The 19,118-nt window shown below is 63.8% G+C and carries 15 protein-coding genes; 12 read left to right on the forward strand and 3 right to left on the reverse strand.

Features of this window, described 5'->3' with window-relative positions:
• Window positions 1–59: 59 nt before the first annotated feature.
• Window positions 60–2,012 (reverse strand): TadE/TadG family type IV pilus assembly protein, encoded by a 1,953-nt coding sequence (locus ACVILI_RS16190; RefSeq protein WP_038646110.1) that lies wholly within the window; start codon window positions 2,010–2,012, stop codon window positions 60–62.
• Between the two features lie 294 nt (window positions 2,013–2,306).
• Between ACVILI_RS16190 and ACVILI_RS16195 the strand changes: the two genes are divergently transcribed.
• Both ACVILI_RS16195 and ACVILI_RS16200 read left to right on the forward strand, forming a co-directional pair.
• Window positions 2,307–3,167: a TIGR01459 family HAD-type hydrolase gene (locus ACVILI_RS16195; RefSeq protein WP_038646111.1), complete on the forward strand. Its 861-nt coding sequence runs from the start codon at window positions 2,307–2,309 to the stop codon at window positions 3,165–3,167.
• A 6-nt stretch (window positions 3,168–3,173) separates the two neighbouring features.
• On the forward strand, window positions 3,174–4,154 hold the full coding sequence (locus ACVILI_RS16200; protein ID WP_457102543.1) for a bifunctional riboflavin kinase/FAD synthetase: 981 nt from the start codon (window positions 3,174–3,176) through the stop codon (window positions 4,152–4,154).
• Between the two features lies 1 nt (window position 4,155).
• Here ACVILI_RS16200 and ACVILI_RS16205 read toward each other — a convergent pair whose 3' ends face one another.
• Window positions 4,156–4,710, reverse strand: coding sequence for an HdeD family acid-resistance protein (locus ACVILI_RS16205; RefSeq protein WP_019857473.1), 555 nt, complete (start codon window positions 4,708–4,710; stop codon window positions 4,156–4,158).
• Window positions 4,711–4,846: 136 nt separating this feature from the next.
• Here ACVILI_RS16205 and ACVILI_RS16210 point away from each other — a divergent pair, with 136 nt between their 5' ends.
• From ACVILI_RS16210 to ACVILI_RS16230, 5 genes are all read left to right on the forward strand, one after another.
• The gene (locus ACVILI_RS16210; protein ID WP_240564727.1) at window positions 4,847–6,403 is read left to right on the forward strand and encodes an acid phosphatase; all 1,557 of its coding nucleotides are present in this window, start codon (window positions 4,847–4,849) and stop codon (window positions 6,401–6,403) included.
• A 23-nt stretch (window positions 6,404–6,426) separates the two neighbouring features.
• Window positions 6,427–6,639: a hypothetical protein gene (locus tag ACVILI_RS16215; protein WP_038646115.1), complete on the forward strand. Its 213-nt coding sequence runs from the start codon at window positions 6,427–6,429 to the stop codon at window positions 6,637–6,639.
• Between the two features lie 130 nt (window positions 6,640–6,769).
• Complete coding sequence (locus ACVILI_RS16220; protein ID WP_027046712.1) at window positions 6,770–7,573, forward strand: MipA/OmpV family protein; 804 nt, start codon at window positions 6,770–6,772, stop codon at window positions 7,571–7,573.
• 283 nt (window positions 7,574–7,856) lie between these two features.
• Window positions 7,857–10,838 (forward strand): isoleucine--tRNA ligase, encoded by a 2,982-nt coding sequence (ileS, locus tag ACVILI_RS16225; protein WP_084791490.1) that lies wholly within the window; start codon window positions 7,857–7,859, stop codon window positions 10,836–10,838.
• Between the two features lie 223 nt (window positions 10,839–11,061).
• Window positions 11,062–11,739: a metal ABC transporter substrate-binding protein gene (locus ACVILI_RS16230; protein WP_027046714.1), complete on the forward strand. Its 678-nt coding sequence runs from the start codon at window positions 11,062–11,064 to the stop codon at window positions 11,737–11,739.
• A gap of 127 nt (window positions 11,740–11,866) precedes the next feature.
• On the opposite strand, the gene ACVILI_RS16235 is transcribed toward ACVILI_RS16230, so the two are convergent.
• Window positions 11,867–12,316, reverse strand: coding sequence for a nucleoside deaminase (locus tag ACVILI_RS16235; protein ID WP_019857481.1), 450 nt, complete (start codon window positions 12,314–12,316; stop codon window positions 11,867–11,869).
• Between the two features lie 241 nt (window positions 12,317–12,557).
• Between ACVILI_RS16235 and ACVILI_RS16240 the strand changes: the two genes are divergently transcribed.
• The 5 genes from ACVILI_RS16240 to ACVILI_RS16260 all read left to right on the forward strand — a co-directional run bounded on the left by ACVILI_RS16240 (window position 12,558) and on the right by ACVILI_RS16260 (window position 19,109).
• The gene (locus ACVILI_RS16240; RefSeq protein WP_064985075.1) at window positions 12,558–14,663 is read left to right on the forward strand and encodes a pseudouridine synthase; all 2,106 of its coding nucleotides are present in this window, start codon (window positions 12,558–12,560) and stop codon (window positions 14,661–14,663) included.
• Complete coding sequence (rsmD, locus tag ACVILI_RS16245) at window positions 14,660–15,214, forward strand: 16S rRNA (guanine(966)-N(2))-methyltransferase RsmD (RefSeq protein WP_038646119.1); 555 nt, start codon at window positions 14,660–14,662, stop codon at window positions 15,212–15,214. Before ACVILI_RS16240 ends, rsmD begins: the two co-directional genes overlap by 4 nt.
• Window positions 15,215–15,328: 114 nt before the next feature.
• Window positions 15,329–16,717, forward strand: a complete 1,389-nt coding sequence (locus ACVILI_RS16250; RefSeq protein ID WP_038646121.1) for a M16 family metallopeptidase — start codon at window positions 15,329–15,331, stop codon at window positions 16,715–16,717.
• A 200-nt stretch (window positions 16,718–16,917) separates the two neighbouring features.
• Window positions 16,918–18,240 carry a M16 family metallopeptidase gene (locus ACVILI_RS16255; RefSeq protein ID WP_027046715.1) on the forward strand — a complete coding sequence of 441 codons (1,323 nt, stop codon included), beginning with the start codon at window positions 16,918–16,920 and terminating at the stop codon, window positions 18,238–18,240.
• Window positions 18,237–19,109, forward strand: coding sequence for a patatin-like phospholipase family protein (locus ACVILI_RS16260; protein WP_038646126.1), 873 nt, complete (start codon window positions 18,237–18,239; stop codon window positions 19,107–19,109). Before ACVILI_RS16255 ends, ACVILI_RS16260 begins: the two co-directional genes overlap by 4 nt.
• Window positions 19,110–19,118 lie beyond the last annotated feature (9 nt).

Here is a 19,118-nt window from a genome sequence, read left to right on the forward strand (position 1 = left end):
TTTCGAGTCCGACTCTAAGGCAAACGCCCTGTCGGGGCAGGGCGTTCGCAGTTTGGCGATCAGCTGACGATGCGCAGGTTGGACAGTTCATTGCCGATCGCCTTGAAATCGTCGGAGAGTGTCGCTCCGGTCGAATTCCAGAACAGTTTCATCGGCTTGCTCGGATCGGTCGGATCCTTGCTGAAGCGGGAATCCGACGAACAGGCTTTCAGCGCATCCATCTGTGTTTTTTCCGCCGTCTTGGTGGCATCGAGGTCGAGCGCAATGGTCATGACCATGATGTTGGCGGCCTTGGCGTTGCTGCACAGCGTGGTGAAGTACTCGTTCATCGCCTTGGTGTAGTTGGCGTTGGAATAGTCGGTCTTGCTGACGCTGTTGCTGGTGCCAAGGAACATCCGACCATAGGTGTAGGCGTTGCTGAAGGGTACGATGTAGCCGAGCGCCGAATAGATGGCCTTGCTGCCCGCCAGATCGTTGCCGCCATAGTTCCAGTTGGTTCCAGAGTAGCTCTGAGCCGTCACCGACGTTGGTGTGTAATAGGTGTTCGCACCATCGGTCAGGACGATCAGAACCTTGTCGTTGCCTCTTTCTGTCTCGGGTCTGCCTTCGGTGAACGGGGCAGTGCTGGAAAGGGTCCGCCAGCCCCAGGCCATGCCTTCCGGAACATTGGTGGCGCCGTCGGCGGCCATGGCGTCGATGGCCGCCTTGACTGTGTTCGCTCCGGTTGTCGTGGAAACGTCGGTCAGAGGCGTGATCGCGGTCGTGCTGCAACTCGTGTTGGGGCCGGCATCCATGCCGTAGGCTGGAGTAACCGTGGTGCCCGGGTCGGTAAAATATTTCGGCATGTAGCGCTGACGTACCGCGCTCGTGCCCGTCGACCCGTCGGCAAGCCAATTGTTGTTGGCGGGGCGAGGTGGGTTGTTGCTGTCGGTGAGATCGGTTTCATCGGGCGCGAACATGGGCACGAACAGCGTCGCTGGCGTCCCGGTCGCCCCCTCGGTGTCGTTGACATTGTAAGGATACGGTCGAGATTCGACGCAGCCGCCCCAGGAAGCGACGCTTCCATAGGTATAGTTGTAGCCGCTTTGCCAAGTCTTGCATGAGCCATTGGAGTAGGTGGCGGTGCATTTGAACTGCGCGACATAGGTGGCAGTGGCGGTGCGCTTCATCTGGTTGTAGATGGAGAAGCGGGTCAGGGGCAGGTCCTTCTGGGTTGCGTCCCAACCGCTGCCTTTGGCGTACCAGACGCCGGCGATGTTCTGGGCATACTTGGTGGACGAATAGGTCGAACTCATGCTCGCCCAGTCGAAATTCTCGTGATGGATCGGCGAAATCCCGGTGGTGTCCATCCAGGATGCCGAAGCGTTGCCCGGGCCGACATTGACCGATGCGGCGAAGGGAACGAGGCTGAACTGGACTGGGTTGGTGACCTGCTTCATCATCTGCGCCTGGCCAGCCAACTGGTCGACCAGCTGCTTCGCGGCATCCTTGAGAAGGTCGAAGCGTACCTTGTTTGATCCTTTGCCGAGTTCCGTCATCGAGCCGGAATTGTCGAGCACCAGCGACACTTCCAGCGTATTCTTCAGTCGGACTTCGGAGCATGCGCCGAAGCTGATGTCTCTGTTGGCGGCGCTGCCACCCACCAGCACTTTTGCAGTCGGCAGGAAGTAGGGCTTGTAGGTCAAGGTGCTGCAGAGCTTCAAGGTGCCGCCGCCTGCGTTGTTATTGGGCAGCGTCACGGCGAGCGTGGTGTTGGCTGGATCGATATGCGCGAGATTGGCTTCGAAGAAATTCTTGGCGTAGGCCTTGGCATCGGTGTCGCTGGCGCCGGCAACGATCTGCTGGGCAGTGGCGACGCCGGCCGCGTCCAGGGCGTTCAAGGCGTTTTGTCGCTGCCGCGTCATTTCCGTATAGTCGACGCCGATTGCCAGGCCACCCATGAGCGGTACCATGGCGACGACAGTCATGAGCGCGTAATTGCCACGCCGATCGCTTCCGAATCTCCGGATCATTGTTCCAAAATACCCCCGCCAAATCGATAATCGGTGGGGATCGTGTCATAAATCGTTAAATTTCACGTTGCCGTAATATGTCCAAGGTCGAGCCGCCCTTTCAACGCGCGTTAACCATATGCTGTCCAGTGGTGGCTTTGGGTGCCAACGTAGGCCGATCGGGCGCACAGTTCGCCCTTCGCGTCGATCTCCGGGTGAAAGCTGATGACAGCACGGATCGGTTCGGATAATTCGAACCCGCTGCGGCGAACCGTCGGCCGACGCACTCGCAACGCTCATATTGAAGGAAACGGCATGGCGGATTCGCCTGACATCGTCGGCTCGCTTGAAGACGTCTCAAAAGCCTATTCGGCAATTCTTTGCGATGTCTGGGGCGTGGTGCACAATGGCGAATGGCATTTCCCGGCGGCTGCGGTGGCGCTGGCCAGGGCAAGGGCAGCCGGCATTCCCGTTGTTCTCATCACCAATTCGCCCCGCCGCAGCGCCGATGTCGTGGCTCAGATGAGTGCGATCGGCGTTCCGCCGTCAGCGTACGACCGTGTGGTGACCTCGGGCGACGTGACCCGCGACCTGATCGCGGAAGGCCCACGCAAGATCTTCCACATCGGCGCCGACCGCGATCTGACCCTCTACGACGGCCTCGATGTCGACCTGGTCGAGGAATTCGAGGCCGCCGGCGTCGTATGCACCGGCCTGTTCGATGACGAGGTCGAGAAGCCTGAGGATTATACCGATCTTCTGCGCCGGTTGCGTGCCAGGAACCTGCCATTCATCTGCGCCAATCCCGATATCATGGTGGAGCGTGGCGAACGCATCATCTGGTGCGCCGGCGCGCTGGCGCGCGACTATGCCCAGCTTGGCGGCCGCACGCTGATCGCCGGAAAGCCCTACGCGCCGATCTACGACCTTGCGATGAAGGAGGTGGCGGAGGTGCTTGGCCGGCAGGTCGAGCGTTCTCGGGTATTGGCCATCGGCGATGGGGTGATGACCGATGTGAAGGGGGCGGCCGACAATGGTTTCGACGTTCTCTATGTTTCCGGCGGCATCCATGCCCGCGACTATGGCGATGCATCCCGGCCGGATCCGGCCAAGCTCGGGCTCTTCCTGGAGCGGCACGGCTATCGTCCCGTGGCCGTCATGGTCAGACTGCAGTAGGTGGCAATGGTAGGCTTCCAGCATCTCACCGCGACCGCGCCGCTGCCCGCCGATCTGCGTGACGGCGTTGTCGCGATCGGCAATTTCGATGGCGTCCACCGTGGTCATCAGGCGGTGCTCGAACGGGCGCTGGCCGAGGCTGTGCGGCGCGAAGTGCCGGCCCTGGTGCTGAGCTTCGAACCGCACCCGCGAAAGGTCTTCAGACCCGACATGCCGCTGTTCGTGCTGACGCCGCCGCCGATGAAGGCGCGCCTCTTGTCCTTGCTGGGTTTTGCCGCGCTCGTCGAGCAGCCGTTCACGCGCGACTTCGCGGCGCTTTCGGCGGAAGCCTTCGTCACCGACGTACTGGAGAGGACGCTCGGCATCACCCACGCCGTGACCGGCTTCGATTTCCATTTCGGCAAGGACCGCCAGGGCGGACCGGCCTATCTGATGGCAGCCGGCGAGCGCCATGGCTTTGGCGTCACGCTCGTCGACGCTTTTCGCGACGAGGGCGCCGAGGTAGTTTCGTCGAGCCGGATCCGGGCCCTGCTCTGCGATGGCGAGGTAGTCGAGGCCGCCGGTCTGCTGGGTTATCGGTTCACGGTCGAGGCCGAAGTGATCGGCGGGCAGCAGCTCGGCCGCACGCTGGGCTTTCCCACCGCCAACATGAGGCTTTCACCGGAAGCGACTCTGAAGGAAGGGATTTATGCCCTCCGCTTCCGCCGCGCCGACGGCACGCTGCATGACGGCGTCGCCAGCTTCGGCCGCCGCCCGACCGTTGACGACAATGGCGCACCGCTTCTGGAAACCTTTGTCTTCGATTTTTCCGGCGATCTCTACGGCGAGACCTGCGAGGTCTCGTTCTTCGGCTTCCTGCGCAGCGAGATCAAATTCGACGGCCTCGATGCATTGGTGGTGCAGATGAAGCGCGATGAAGCCGAGGCCCGGGCGCTGCTTGCCGGCGTCAAGCCGCTTTCGCAGCTCGACGCGGCGATTGCCTTCTGACTTACTTTTTCAACGCCAGGCCGACCGCGATAAAGGTCCAGCCCTGGAAGATCAGGTCGATCGCCAGGAACAGTCCGAGCACCCACAGGCTGTTGACCGGCCACCCCATGGCGATGATCAGGCCGGCAAGCACGCTGATGAGGCCTGCCGCGACGATCCAGCCCCAGCCCTGTTCCGGACGGTGGCTGTAGCCGACCCAGGCCCGCAGCGCGCCGGAAGCGACGAGCGCAACGGCCAGCAGGAAGGTCAGCACCGCCGAGGCCAGCAGCGGATTGTCGAAAGCGAAAAATCCGGCGACCGCATAAAGCAGCCCGCTGAGCAGCCAGTAGAAGAAGCGGCCCCAGGTCTTGACCCCGAAAGCATGCATGATCTCGATGATGCCGGCCACCAGCATCAGCCAGCCGACGACATAGACGGAAGCAACTGTGGCGATGAACAGATTGCCGAAAGCAATGCCGCCGAGGATCAGCAGCACCACGCCCAGACCAACAAACCACCCCCACTTTTCCCGCGTCTGGCCGATCGCGTTCTTCAGTGTATCGCCGTGCAAGGTCATGATCCATCTCCCTCCACATCTGGCCGCGCATCCTGCGGTTGAAGGAAGGTAATCCCAATGGCACTACCCGTCCAGCGCGGTGGCTATTGCAAAGGCGCGGCGAAGCTGGTGTCATCCCGCTTTGCATCAGGGAGGTATGACAATGAAGCGATCCCATGGGCTCGCCCTGTTTTCCTCAACTTTCGCCCTGTTCGCTGCCAATGCGGCTTCCGCATTCGCAGCGCAGCCCGGCGATCCGCCGGATGGCATCACCAAGATAGAAACGGTGGTCGTCATCTTCGCCGAGAACCGCGCCTTCGACAATCTCTATGGCCATTTTCCCGGTGCCGAAGGCATCGACAAAGCCAGCCAGGAAAGCCTGCAGCAGCGCGACCGTGACGGCTCGGTGCTGTCCGAACTGCCGCCGGTGTGGGACGGGCTGACCGCCAAGGGCGTCACGCCGCCGGTGACGCAGGCGATGACCGAGCACCTTCCAAACGCGCCGTTCACCGTGAACGACGCAAAGGGTTTCAACGTTCCGCTCAGCGTCACAACGCACGATCTCTGGCATCGCTACTACCAGAACCAGATGCAGATCAACGGCGGCAAGAACGACATGTTCGTTGCCTGGGCCGATTCAGGCGCCATGCCGATGAGCAACTGGGACGCCTCCAAGACCGACATGTGGGCGGTTGCGCAGAAATACGTGCTGGCCGATCATTTCTTCATGGGTGGGTTCGGCGGCTCGTTTTTCAACCACCAATGGCTGATCTGCGCTTGCGCGCCTTACTACGCCGATGCCGACAAAAGCCCGGCCAAACCGTCGATTTCGGTGACGGATGATAGCGGCACAGCGCTGAAGATCGCCGACAATTCGCCGAAATCGGCGCGCGACGGCATTCCGAAATTTGTCTCCGATGGCAATCTGACGCCGGACTTCCATGCGGTGAACACGATGCAGCCGCCTTACCAGCCGAGCGGCACCGATCCGGCGCCTGGCGGCGATCCGCTCCTTGCGGATCCGGCCAAGCCCACCATGCTGCCGCCCCAGACGGAGCCGACCATCGGCGACATGCTTAGCCTAAAGCACATCACCTGGGCATGGTATTCGGGCGCCTGGCAGTACACGCTCGACCATGGCAACAAGTCGCCGGTTCCGAATTTCCAGTACCACCACCAACCGTTCAACTATTATGCCAATTACGCGCCGGGTACCGAAGCCAGGCGCGAACATTTGCGCGACGGTGGGCTGGGCGGCGTTAGCTTCATCCAAGCGATCGACGACGGCGCCCTGCCACAGGTCTCCTTCTACAAGCCGCAGGGCAATCTCAACGAGCATTCCGGCTATGCCGACATCGAGGCCGGAGATCGCCATATCGCCGACGTCGTCGCCCATCTTGAGAAAAGCCCGCAATGGCCGCATATGCTGGTCGTCGTCACCTATGACGAGAATGGCGGCATCTGGGATCACGTCCCTCCGCCCAAGGGCGACCGCTGGGGGCCGGGCACACGCGTCCCCGCCATCATCGTTTCGCCCTTTGCCAAGCACGGCTATGTCGATCAGTCGCCCTATGACACGACTTCGATCCTGCGCTTCATCACCGAGCGCTTCGAACTGCCGGTGCTGCACGGCATCGTGGTTCGCGACAGGGCCGTCGCCGCGCATGGCGAACCGCCGCTCGGCGATCTTACCGCCGGGCTCGACCTCAAGTGAAGGCCCGTGTCCGTAGGAAAACGATGAACGCTGACGGAATCGTCGCCCTTGTCACCGCTGCCGGCATCGAGCTTACCGACCGCCGCCGTAACCCCAAGGGCGACGGCTGGTCGCTAAGCTTTGCCAACGGTGCAACGGTGGAGGTGGGTGACGACGGATCGGCCCGCATTGCCGGCAAGGGCAGCAAGGCCGTGAGAGGGCTGCTGGACCTGCCGACCGCGCCGCGCCGCGTCTGATCCGGTGCGGCCGGACACACGGTTGGCCGACGCAACTGTTACGGATGTTAAGTCAAATTTTACCGAACTGGCGCCATGGCTTGAGCGATGCCGGGTGTTTGTTCCGGCGTGTTTCGCGTATGGGGTATCGATGCGTATTGTCCGAGCGATTCCGCTGCTTCTGACGGCCTCCTTGCTGGGCGCTTCCGCGGCCGAGGCCGGCGACGGCCCCTTCGGCTGGCTGTCCGGCGACTGGTACCTGACGCTTGGCGCCACGGGCATGGTCGCGCCGAATTTCGAGGGCGGCAAGAAATACATGCTCAGCGCCCAGCCCATCATCTCCCTGGGCAAGGCCGGTCCCCAGGCTCGCTTCACCTCGCGCAATGACAATATTTCGCTGGCGCTGGTCGATGATGGCGGAGTCCGCGCCGGCCTGACCGGCAAGTTCCTGTTTTCGCGCAGCAGCGACGACGAACTCGAGGGACTCGATCCGGTGCGCTGGGGCGGCGAAGTCGGCGGCTTCTTCGAATTCTATCCGACGGACTGGATGCGCGCGCGCGCCGAATTGCGTCATGGCATCCGTGCCCATAACGGCTTTGTCGCCGATATCGCCGCCGACGCCTTCTACGATGTGACGCCAACGGTCAGGATTTCGGGCGGCCCGCGCGTGTCCTTTGCTTCGGCGAACTATTTCGACGCCTATTATGGCGTCAACGCGCAGGAAGCCGTGGCCTCGGGCCTGAGCCAGTATAATCCCGGTGGCGGCCTGAAATCCGTCGGCCTGGGCGGCGCGGTGACCTGGAAGGTAACCGATCCGATGACAGCCAGCCTGTTCGGCGAATATTCGCGCCTGGAGGGGCCGGCAGCCGATTCCAGCCTGGTCAGGGAGCGCGGCGACCGCAACCAGTTCATGGTCGGTGTGTCGACCACCTATCGCTTCGACTTCAAGATGTAGGCGAATCGAACGAGACGCTTTATTCCTGCGTCCATCTCCGCTAAAAGCCACGCCATGATGAGCTTTTCGCGCCTTTTCGCGATCGCGATACGAATTACTGGCCCGGTGTTCCAGGTGGCCTGAGCGCCGCCGGAACCGCCGGGAGTTTCGCGCGCGCCCTCGCGCTTTTTCAGAACATCGACGCATATCGCCCAAAAGTGGGTCCGGTTTTGGGAACGATGTGCGTCAATCAAAGACTTCAACGCCCGGCTTTGTGCCGACGGGCTACGCAGATGGCAGATCAATGACCGACACTGTTGAAACGATCGACTATTCCAAGACGCTTTATTTGCCGCAGACGGATTTCCCGATGCGCGCCGGCCTGCCTGAGAAGGAGCCGGTGCTGGTCAAGCGCTGGCAGGACATGGACCTCTACGCCAAGCTGCGTGAGAGTGCCGCCGGCCGCACGAAATATGTGCTGCATGACGGCCCGCCCTACGCCAACGGCAATATCCACATCGGCCATGCGCTGAACAAGATCCTAAAGGACGTCATCACCCGCTCTTTCCAGATGCGCGGCTATGATTCGAACTACGTGCCTGGCTGGGACTGCCACGGCCTGCCGATCGAGTGGAAGATAGAGGAGCAGTACCGCGCCAAGGGCAAGAACAAGGACGAGGTGCCGGTCAACGAATTCCGCAAGGAATGCCGTGAGTTCGCCGCGCACTGGATCACGGTGCAGGGTGGCGAGTTCCAGCGGCTTGGAGTCATCGGCGACTTCAAGAATCCCTATACGACGATGGCTTTCCATGCCGAGGCGCGCATCGCCGGCGAACTGTTGAAATTCGCCCTGTCGGGCCAGCTCTATCGCGGCTCGAAGCCGGTGATGTGGAGCGTCGTCGAGCGCACCGCATTGGCCGAAGCCGAGATCGAGTATCAGGACTATGAGTCAGACACGATCTGGGCGAAGTTTCCGGTGGCCAATCTTGTCGTCGCCAATGTCGTGGACGGGCAGCCGGCGGAGCTCAATCCAGACCTGAGCGGACGGTCGCTGGATCTGCTGGACGCCCATGTCGTCATCTGGACCACGACGCCCTGGACCATCCCCGGCAACCGCGCCGTCAGCTATTCGCCGCGCGTCGCCTACGGGCTCTATGAGGTGACGGCGGCCGAGAATGCCTTTGGCCCGCAGCCGGGTGAGAAGCTGATCTTCGCCGACGCGCTGGCCGAGGAAAGCCAGGCCAAGGCCAAGGTCACCTTGAAGCGCCTTCACGATGTCAGCGCCGAACAGCTTGGAAATCTTGTGCTTTCACACCCGTTCAAGGGTCTCGGCGGCGGTTACGAGTTCCCGGTGCCGATGGTTGCGGGCGATCATGTGACTGACGATGCCGGCACCGGCTTCGTCCACACCGCGCCTGGCCATGGGCGCGAGGATTTTGACGCCTGGATGGACGCCGCACCCCAGCTGCGCACGCGTGGCATCGACACCGTGATCCCCTTTACTGTCGACGATGCCGGCTTCTTCACCAGGGACGCGCCAGGCTTCGGCCCGGATCGCGAGGGCGGGGCCGCGCGTGTCATCGACGACAATGGCAAGAAGGGCAACGCCAACCAGGCCGTGATCGACGAGCTGATCAAGCGCAACGCGCTCTTCGCGCGCGGCCGCCTGAAGCACAGCTACCCGCATTCCTGGCGGTCGAAGAAGCCGGTGATTTTCCGCAACACGCCGCAATGGTTCGTCTACATGGACAAGGACCTCGGCGACGGCACGACACTGCGCAGCCGCGCCTTGAAGGCCATCGACGACACGCGCTTCGTGCCGGCTGCGGGCCAGAACCGCATCCGCGCCATGATCGAGGAGCGCCCCGACTGGGTGCTGTCGCGCCAGCGCGCCTGGGGCGTGCCGATCGCCGTCTTCGCCGATGAGGACGGCAACGTTCTGAAGGACGCGGCGGTCAACCAGCGCATCATGGACGCCTTCGAGGAAGAGGGCGCCGACGCCTGGTTCGCCGCCGGCGCCAAGGAACGCTTCCTCGGTAATGACGATGCGTCCAAATGGAAGCAGGTGATGGACATCCTCGACGTCTGGTTCGATTCGGGCTCGACGCATGTTTTCACGCTGGAGGATCGCCCTGACCTGAAATGGCCGGCCGACGTCTATCTCGAAGGGTCCGACCAGCATCGCGGCTGGTTCCACTCTTCGCTGCTCGAAAGCTGCGGCACCAGGGGCAGGGCGCCTTATGACACCGTCGTCACCCATGGCTTCACCATGGACGAGGACGGACGCAAGATGTCGAAATCGCTCGGCAACACGGTGGTGCCGCAGGACGTCATCAAGCAGTCGGGCGCCGACATATTGCGCCTATGGGTGGTGACGACGGATTATTGGGAAGACCAGCGGCTCGGCAAGAACGTGCTGCAGACCAATATCGACGCCTACCGCAAGCTGCGCAACACCATTCGCTGGATGCTGGGCACGCTCGCCCATGACGATGGCGAGACCGTGCCGCTGGAAGCGATGCCGGAGCTTGAGCGGCTGATGCTGCATCGGCTGGCCGAACTCGACGAGGTGGTGCGCCAGGGCTACGACGCCTTCGAGTTCAAGCGCATCACCCGCGCGCTCATCGATTTCATGGTGGTCGAGCTGTCGGCCTTGTATTTCGACATCCGCAAGGACGCGCTCTACTGCGACGGACCGTCAAGCGTGAAGCGCAAGGCCTCGGTGCAGGTAGTGCGCAATCTTTTCGACTGCCTGGTGAAATGGCTGGCGCCGATGCTGCCCTTCACCATGGAAGAGGCCTGGCTCGACCGTCATCCCGATGCCGTTTCGGTGCATCTCGACCAGTTCCCTGAAATTCCGGCAGATTGGAAGAATGAGGCGCTGGCGGAAAAGTGGCGCAAGGTGCGGCAGGTGCGCCGCGTCGTCACCGGCGCGCTCGAGATCGCGCGTGCCCAGAAGGTGATCGGCTCCTCACTGGAAGCGGTGCCGGTCGTCACCATCAACGACGCAGCGCTCGAAGCGGCGATATCGGACGTCGACATGGCCGAGATGGCGATCACCAGCGATCTCGTCATTGCCCATGGCCAGGCGCCGGAAGGCGCCTTCACCCTCGACGATGTCAAGGGCGTCGCCGTGGTGGTCGAGAAAGCCGAGGACCGCGGCCTGGTCAAATGCGCGCGTTCCTGGCGCTACACGGCCGATGTCGGGCAGGATCCTGCCTTTCCCGATATCTCCGCGCGTGATGCCGCCGTGCTGCATGAGCTGAAGGCGCTCGGCCGGCTCTAGGTGCATGTCGCCCGAAACTTTGCCGCGCGATCAATAGTGCACAAATGCCACGCCGGGCGGTGCAAATCCGCCCGTGCGTTGCCCTTAACGAGCGGTTGAGGTAAACACGCGAAACTCCGGAAGACAAATTGTCGCCGGATTTCCGTCGCAAGTGCTTGGACGATGGGGACCGGTCACAAGACTGGTGGCGATCGAGAGGCTGTCTAGAGTGGGACTTTTTGGCATGACCGAGAGATATAAGGCGCGCCTTGCGCTGCTGGCGCCGCTTGTCGCATCGGGCCTCGCTCTATCCGGCTGCATGGGTTCTCCGACCTATGGCACCGACAAGACCGCTGCCGAACAGCTGGCCGGCGATCTCACCGGCGCCGTTTCCTTCGCGCCGAAGCGCAAGGATCCGATCGACTACAAGCCACGCCCCACCTTGGTGAAGCCCGCTCCCGGACAGAAGGAAGCGCTGCCTGCGCCTCAGGAAAGCATCGAGACGGCAAGCGCCGAATGGCCCGAATCGCCCGAGCAGCGCCGCGCGCGCCTGCGCGCCGACGCCACCGCCCACCAGAATGATCCGAACTATCAGGCTGAGATCGTCGACGATGTGCAGACCGATCCGGCCTCGGTCAAGAAGGCGATGGCGGATTCAGGCTCCAGCCACCCGCCGGCCTGGACACCCGCTGATTCCGACAAGGGCCGCGCCGCCGAGATCCAGCGTCGTCTTGCCGCGAGCAAGCAGGGCGACCCCAATACCCGCAGATATCTGAGCGAGCCGCCATTGGCCTATCGTGTCGCGGCCGGCACCGCGCCGCAGAACGAACTCGGCGAGGACGAATACAAGAAGGAACGCCGCCTGAAGAAAGAGGCGGAAGGCAAGAAGTCCGGCTGGTTCGACTGGTTGCCGTCCCTGTAAGAGCAATTCCAGGAAAAGTGTGAAGCGGTTTTCCCGGGAAAAGCGCGTAGCGCTTTCACTACGGAGTTGCGTCAAGACAAAGAGCCTGAGAACGGCCACGCTGCCCTTTCGGGCGGAACGGCGCGGTTCAGTCGCGACGTTCCTTGAAAAAATCCTTCAGCAGCAGGGCAGCCTCGGTCTCGCCCATACCCGGATAGATGTCGGGCGTGTGGTGGCAGGTCGGCGAGGCGAAGAAGCGCACGCCATTGACCACCGCACCGCCCTTTTCGTCGGCGGCGCCGAAGTAGAGACGGCGTAGCCTGGCGAAGGCGATGGCGCCGGCGCACATGGCACAAGGTTCCAGCGTCACATAGAGATCGTGGCCGGTGAGCCGCTCGCTTGAGAGTTTGCCGCAGGCTTCGCGGATGACCAGCATCTCGGCATGCGCAGTCGGGTCGGCAAGCTCGCGGGTGCGGTTGCCGGCTTTTGCAACGACGGTGCTGCCGTTGGCGACGACGGCGCCGACCGGCACTTCGCCGCGCAAGGCTGCCGCTTCGGCCTCCTCAAGCGCCAGCGCCATGAAATCCGGCCGCTTCACGCGGTTTCCATTCCGATTATCTCCTCGCCACTCCTGGCTTTTGGTTTTCGTTTGTCTTCCCGGGAAAACCGGTTCCCACTTTTCCCTGACAAACTCCCGCGATCCTGTTATGGAGCGCATCAACCCGAAAATCGGACTCGATTTTCGGAAAAGATCATGCGCCAAATCAAAGTGCTACAGCGTTCGTTGCGCGCCCGAAAGGATGCGCCACGCTGTAGCAGCGCAAACGGACAAAGGCCACATGGACGACAACGACAAGAAATCTCCGCGCCAAAAAGGCCCGGGCAAGAAACCTGCGGCTCCGCGAGGCGACAGGAAGCCATCCTTCGGCGCCAAGAAACCCTATGCGCCGCGCGGCGATCGGCCGATGGCCGCCGAGGGCGAACGGCCGAAGCGCGACTTCAAGGGCGGCGACAAGCCATTCAGCAAAGGCCCACGTAAGCCTTACGCACCGCGTGGCGATCGACCGACGGCGGCTGAGGGCGAGCGCAAGCCCTACGAGAAGCGCGAAGGACCGCGCAAACCCTATGCGCCGCGCGGCGACCGTCCGACGGCGGCCGAAGGCGAACGCAAGCCCTATGAAAAGCGCGAAGGATCGCGCAAACCCTATGCGCCGCGCGGCGACCGTCCCATGGCGGCTGAAGGCGAGCGCAAGCCCTACGAGAAGCGCGAAGGGCCGCGCAAACCCTATGCGCCGCGCGGCGACCGTCCCATGGCGGCTGAAGGCGAGCGCAAGCCCTACGAGAAGCGCGAAGGGCCGCGCAAGCCATATGCGCCGCGCGGCGATCGTCCGGTTGCCGCATCGGCGGAGGGCGGCGAAAAGCGTTTCGACCGTCCCAAGCGTGATTTCGGCGATCGCCCGAAGCGTGACTTTGCCGACCGCCCCAAGCGCGACTTTGGCGGTGACCGCCCCAAGCGTGATTTCAGCGATCGGCCCCAAGGGGCATCGGCCGGCTTCAAGCCGCGCCCGCGTCCCGCGGAGGCCACGGAAGAGGCCGGCGAGCGCATCGCCAAGCGGCTGGCACGCGCTGGACTTGCTTCGCGCCGCGACGCCGAGGAATTGATCGCCGCCGGCCGCGTCAAGGTCAACGGCCGCGCTCTGACTTCGCCGGCCTTCAATGTGATGCCTGGCGATATCATCCATCTCGACGGCATGGAGATCCCGCCGATCGAACGCACGCGCCTGTTCCTGTTCCACAAGCCGGCCGGCGTCGTCACCACCAACCGTGACCCCGAAGGCCGCAAGACCGTTTTCGACGTGCTGCCGGCCGAATTGCCGCGGCTGATGACCATTGGCCGCCTCGACATCAACACCGAAGGCCTGCTGCTGCTGACCAATGATGGCGGCCTGTCGCGCGTGCTCGAACTGCCGGCCACAGGCTGGCTGCGCCGCTACCGCGTGCGCGTCCACGGCAAGGTCGAGGAAAGCGCGCTTGCCGGTCTGCGCGAAGGCATTGCCGTCGATGGCGTCTTCTACGGTGCCATCGAAGCCAGCCTCGACCGCGAGCAGGGCTCCAATGCCTGGCTGACGATCGGCCTGCGCGAAGGCAAGAACCGCGAAGTGAAGAACATCCTCGGCGCGCTCGGTCTCGACGTGACTCGGCTGATCCGCATTTCCTATGGGCCGTTCCAGCTCGAGGATCTTCCCGAGGGCCATGTGCTGGAGATCAAGGGCCGCGTGCTGCGCGACCAGCTTGGCGAGCGCCTGGTGGAGGAGTCCGGCGCCAATTTCGACGCAGAGATAGCAAAACCGTTCTCCAACAAGCCGGTGCGGCGCACTGAAGTTCGCGAGCCGGAACCCGAGCGGCCGAAATTCACGCGCGACGGCGAGCGCCGGCCGATCGGCGAGGGCGGGTTGATCAAGAACCGCAAGCGCCGCGAAGGCAGCCGCGACGAGGCGCTCGGCAAGCTGTCGACCAGTCCCGACAGAGGCGAGAGGCCGGAAAAGAGCTTTGGCGAACGCGGGTCCCGGCCCGAACGCGGCGGCTTTGGCGACAAGCCACGTGGCAGTTTCGGCGACAAACCGCGCGGTGGCTTCGGCGACAAGCCTCGTGGCGGTTTTGGCGGCAAGAAATCCGAGCGCGAGCAGCGGCCGATAGAGCCGCCCGGCCAGCGCAAGGCCAATGTCTGGATGGCGCCAGGGGCCCGGCCGATCGGCAAGGGCAGGGCGGAAGCCGACGCCGCCAAGGCGGCGGAGGCCAAGGCGCGCAAGGCCTCGTTCAAGCCGTCCTATGGCAAGCCCGCTGGCAAACCAGGCGGCGCAAAGCCGTTCGGCAAGCCGCGTGGCGAGCGTCCGGCTGGCGGTGAACGGCCGCGTGGCGGTCCCAAGGGTCCCCGCACAAGATGAGGATCGTCGGCGGTGAGTTTCGTGGGCGTCCGCTGGCGACGCCCCGCGGCAGCGCCATCCGTCCGACGACCGACCGCACCCGCGAGGCCGTCTTCAACGTGCTGGCGCATCGCTTTGCCGAACAGCTGGACGGCGCGCGCGTCCTGGACCTGTTCGCCGGCACCGGGGCGCTTGGTCTGGAAGCGCTGTCGCGCGGCGCATCCTATGGCGTCTTCATCGAGGAATCGGCCGAAGGCCGCGGCCTGATCCGCGACAATGTCGAGGCCTTCGGCCTGACCGGACGCACCAAGATCTTTCGCCGCGACGCCACCGGCCTTGGCGAGGCGGGCACGCTGGCGCCGTTCGGCCTGGTCTTCGCCGACCCGCCCTACGGCAAGGGGCTGGGCGAGCGCGCGCTGCAGTCTGCCAGTGCCGGCGGCTGGCTGCGCCCCGGCGCGCTCTGCGTGGTCGAGGAGACGGCGGCGGCTCCCTTCGAGCCGGGTCCCGGCTTTTCGGTGCTGGACGAGCGCAACTATGGCGAGACCATCATCCGCTTCATCGAGGCTGCGTGACACGCCTGCATCGAGCGGTGGCCTCTTTGCCGCCGCCTTTGCCGGCAACAACAAATCACTTTGCTTGTCGCCAGCACCTTGCCTATCGTCTTGAAGAGAAAACCGGAGCCATTGATGACATCCAGGGCTGAATGGCTGCGGACGACACTGCTGGCAACCTCGCTGGCCTTCACGCTCACCGGCCCCGTGCTGGCCGACAGCAGCGCGTCGCCCGACAAGACGCCGGCCGAATTCAAGGTGACGGATTTCCTGCTCGATAACGGCATGGAGGTGGTCGTCATTCCCGACCATCGCGCGCCGATCGTCACCCATATGGTCTGGTATAAGATCGGCAGCGCCGACGAGCCGCCCGGCAAATCCGGCATCGCCCATTTCTTCGAGCATCTGATGTTCAAGGCGACGACAAATCACGCCTCCGGCGAGTTCGACCGCGCCGTCTCCGACATTGGCGGCTCCAACAACGCCTTCACCTCCTACGACTACACCGCTTTCCACGAGACGGTGGCGCCCTCGGCGCTTGAGCAGATGATGGGTTTCGAGGCCGACCGCATGCGCAACCTCATCCTCACCGACGACGTCATCAAGACCGAGCGCGACGTCATCCTGGAAGAGCGCCGCTCGCGCATCGACAACAATCCGCAGGCGGTGCTCGACGAGGAAGTCGATGCCACTCTGTGGCAGAACCAGCCCTATCGCATTCCGGTCATCGGCTGGATGCAGGAGATGGAGCAGCTCAACCGCACCGACGCCGTCGCTTTCTATGACAAATACTACCGGCCCAACAACGCCGTCCTGATCGTGGCCGGCGATGTCGAGCCGGAGACGGTCAAGGCGTTGGCCGAAAAGACCTATGGCAAGGTGGCGCGCGGGCCGGACCTGCCGCCGCGCATCCGCCCGGTCGAGCCGGAGCAGAACACCAAGCGCACGGTCACGCTCACCGACGCCCGCGTCAGCGTGCCGAGTTTCTCGACGCAATGGGTGGTGCCGTCCTACCACACCGCCAAGCCGGGCGAGGCCGAGGCGCTCGACCTCTTGGCCGAGATCCTCGGCGGCGGCAACCGCAGCCGGCTCTACCAGGCGCTGGTGGTCAAGCAAGGCATCGCTTCCAATGCCGGCGCGTATTTCCAGGGCACCATGCTCGACGACACCAATTTCACCGTCTATGGCGCGCCGCGCGGCGACGCCAAGCTGGCCGACGTCGAGGCCGCGGTCGATGCGGAGGTGGCGCGCATCGCCAGCGGCGGCGTCACGCCGGATGAGCTGGAAAAGGCCAAGGACCGCTATATCAGGTCGATGGTCTTTGCCCGCGACAAGCAGGACTCCATGGCCGAAATCTATGGCTCGACGCTGGCCACCGGCGGCAACGTGCAGGATGTTCAGCAATGGCCGGACCGCATCCGCAAGGTCACTGCGGACGAGGTCAAGGCCGTCGCCGCGCGCTATCTGGTGCTGGCCCGCTCGACATCAGGCTATCTCTTGCCGCAGCAACAGGCGGGGAATTGATGATGAACTCGACACATATGCGCGAGGCGGTGACGGCGCCTTCCCTTCTCCCCTTGTGGGAGAAGGTGGATCGGCGCGCAGCGCCGAGACGGATGAGGGGTGCGTGCCGGATCGCCGTCCTTGCCAAGCTGGAACACCCCTCATCTGACCTCGCTTCGCGAGGCCACCTTCTCCCACAAGGGGAGAAGGGAAGACCGCGCGTGGCCACCGCCCTCGCAACCCTCTTCCTTTCCATCCTCTTCCTGATCCTGCCCGCGCTTGCCGCGCGCGCGATGGATATCCAGCAGGTCACCTCCCCAAAAGGCATCACCGCATGGCTGGTTGAGGACTATTCCGTACCGATCGTCGCCGTCCGTTTCGTCTTCGGCGGCGGCTCGACGCAGGATCCGGTGGGCAAGGAGGGCTTGGCCAATCTGATGACCGGCCTGTTCGACGAGGGCGCCGGATCCCTCGATTCGGAAGCCTTCCAGGTCAGGCTCGACGATGCCGGCGCCGAGATGAGCTTCGAGGAGACCCGCGACGGCGTCTATGGCTCCATGCGCATGCTGGCCGAGCAGCGCGACGAGGCCTTCGACCTGTTGCGGCTGGCGGTCAACGAGCCGCGCTTCGACCAAGCGCCGATCGACCGCATCCGCGCCCAGATCCTGTCCGGCATCATCGCCAACGAGAATGATCCCGACACGGTGGCGCAGAACAAATGGGCGCGCGCCGTCTATGGCGACCATCCCTATTCGCGCTCCGACCAAGGCACCAGGCAGAGCATCGCCGCCATCACCAAGGACGATCTGAAGGCCCTGCACAAGGCGGTGTTCGCGCGCGGCGGCCTGCATGTCGCCGTGGTCGGCGCCATCGATGCCGAGACGCTGAAGAAGAAGCTGGACATGGTGTTCGGCGATCTGCCGAAGGACCAGGCGCTCGCCCCGGTCTCCGATGTCGAGCCGAAGCTGGCGCAGCGCGTCGAGGTCAATTACGACCTGCCGCAGACCTCGCTGCAGCTCGCCTGGCCGGGCGTGAAGCGCAAGTCGGCCGATTTCTTCCCCGCCGTGCTGATGAACGAGATCCTGGGCGGCGGCACCTTCACCTCGCGCCTGTTCGAGGAGGTGCGCGAAAAGCGCGGGCTGGCCTACAGCGTCAATTCCTCGCTGGTCAACCAGGACCATGCCAACGCGCTGATCGTCACCACCGGCACGCGTTCGGACCGCGCGTCCGAGACGCTCGGCATCGTGCGCGACGTCGCCAGGCAGTTGGCTGAGGAAGGCCCGACCGAAGCTGAACTGGCGGCGACCAAGAAATATCTCATCGGCGCCTATGCCATCACCAATCTGGACTCTTCGAGTTCCATCGCCGCGACGCTGGTCGAATTGCAGCTCGACGATCTCGGCATCGACTACATGCAGCGTCGCGCCGGCTACATCAACGCGGTGACCCTCGACCAGGTCAAGGCGGCGGCGAAAAAGCTGCTGACGGCCGACCCGACCATCATGGTGGTCGGGCCGCCGCTGGCCGGAGCCGGCAAGGGATGAGCCCGACATTCGGCATAGCCTTCGGCGGCGGCGGCGCGCGCGGCCTGGCGCATATCCATGTCATCGAGGCGCTGGACGAGCTCGGCATCAAGCCGGTGGCGATCGCCGGCTCGTCGATCGGCGCCATCATGGGCGCCGGCATGGCCGCGGGCATGACCGGCAAAGAGATCCACGACTATGCCCGCTCGATACTCGGCCGCCGCGCCGAAGTGGCGAGCCGCATGTGGCGCGCGCGGCCAGGCACCATCGCGGAGGCCATGCAGAATGGCATCCGGGTCAGCCAGTTCAATGTCGAGCGTATCCTCAAGGCATTCCTGCCCGAGGCCATTCCCGAAACTTTCGCCGAACTGAAAATCCCGCTGAAGGTGACCGCGACCGACTATTTCGGCCACAAGCTCGCCGTGTTCGACGAAGGCGACCTGCATTCCGCGCTTGCAGCCTCTGCCGCCATTCCCGCCGTGTTCCGCCCGGTGACGCGCGACGGCAGGCTGCTGATCGACGGCGGCATCTACAACCCCGTGCCCTTCGATCTCATCGAGAACGACGCCGACATCATCATCGGCGTCGACGTGGTCGGTGCGCCGGAAGAGGCCGACCGCAAGCACCCCACCTCCGTCGACCTGATGTTCGGCGCCACGCAGCTGATGATGCAGTCGATTATCGCCAACAAGCTGAAACAGTGCCGCCCCGACATTCTGGTCCGCCCGGCGGTGTCGAAATACCGCGTGCTGGATTTCCTGAAGATCGATGCGCTGATGAACGAGACGGCTGACATCAAGGATCAGCTGAAGCGCGAGGTGGAGCGGGTGGTGGAGGCGCGCAATGGCGCCGCCGCCATCAAGGGGAGGCGAGGGAAGAAGGCCGGGTGAGTGGTGAGG

This window comes from Mesorhizobium sp. USDA 4775 (genome assembly GCF_054062655.1).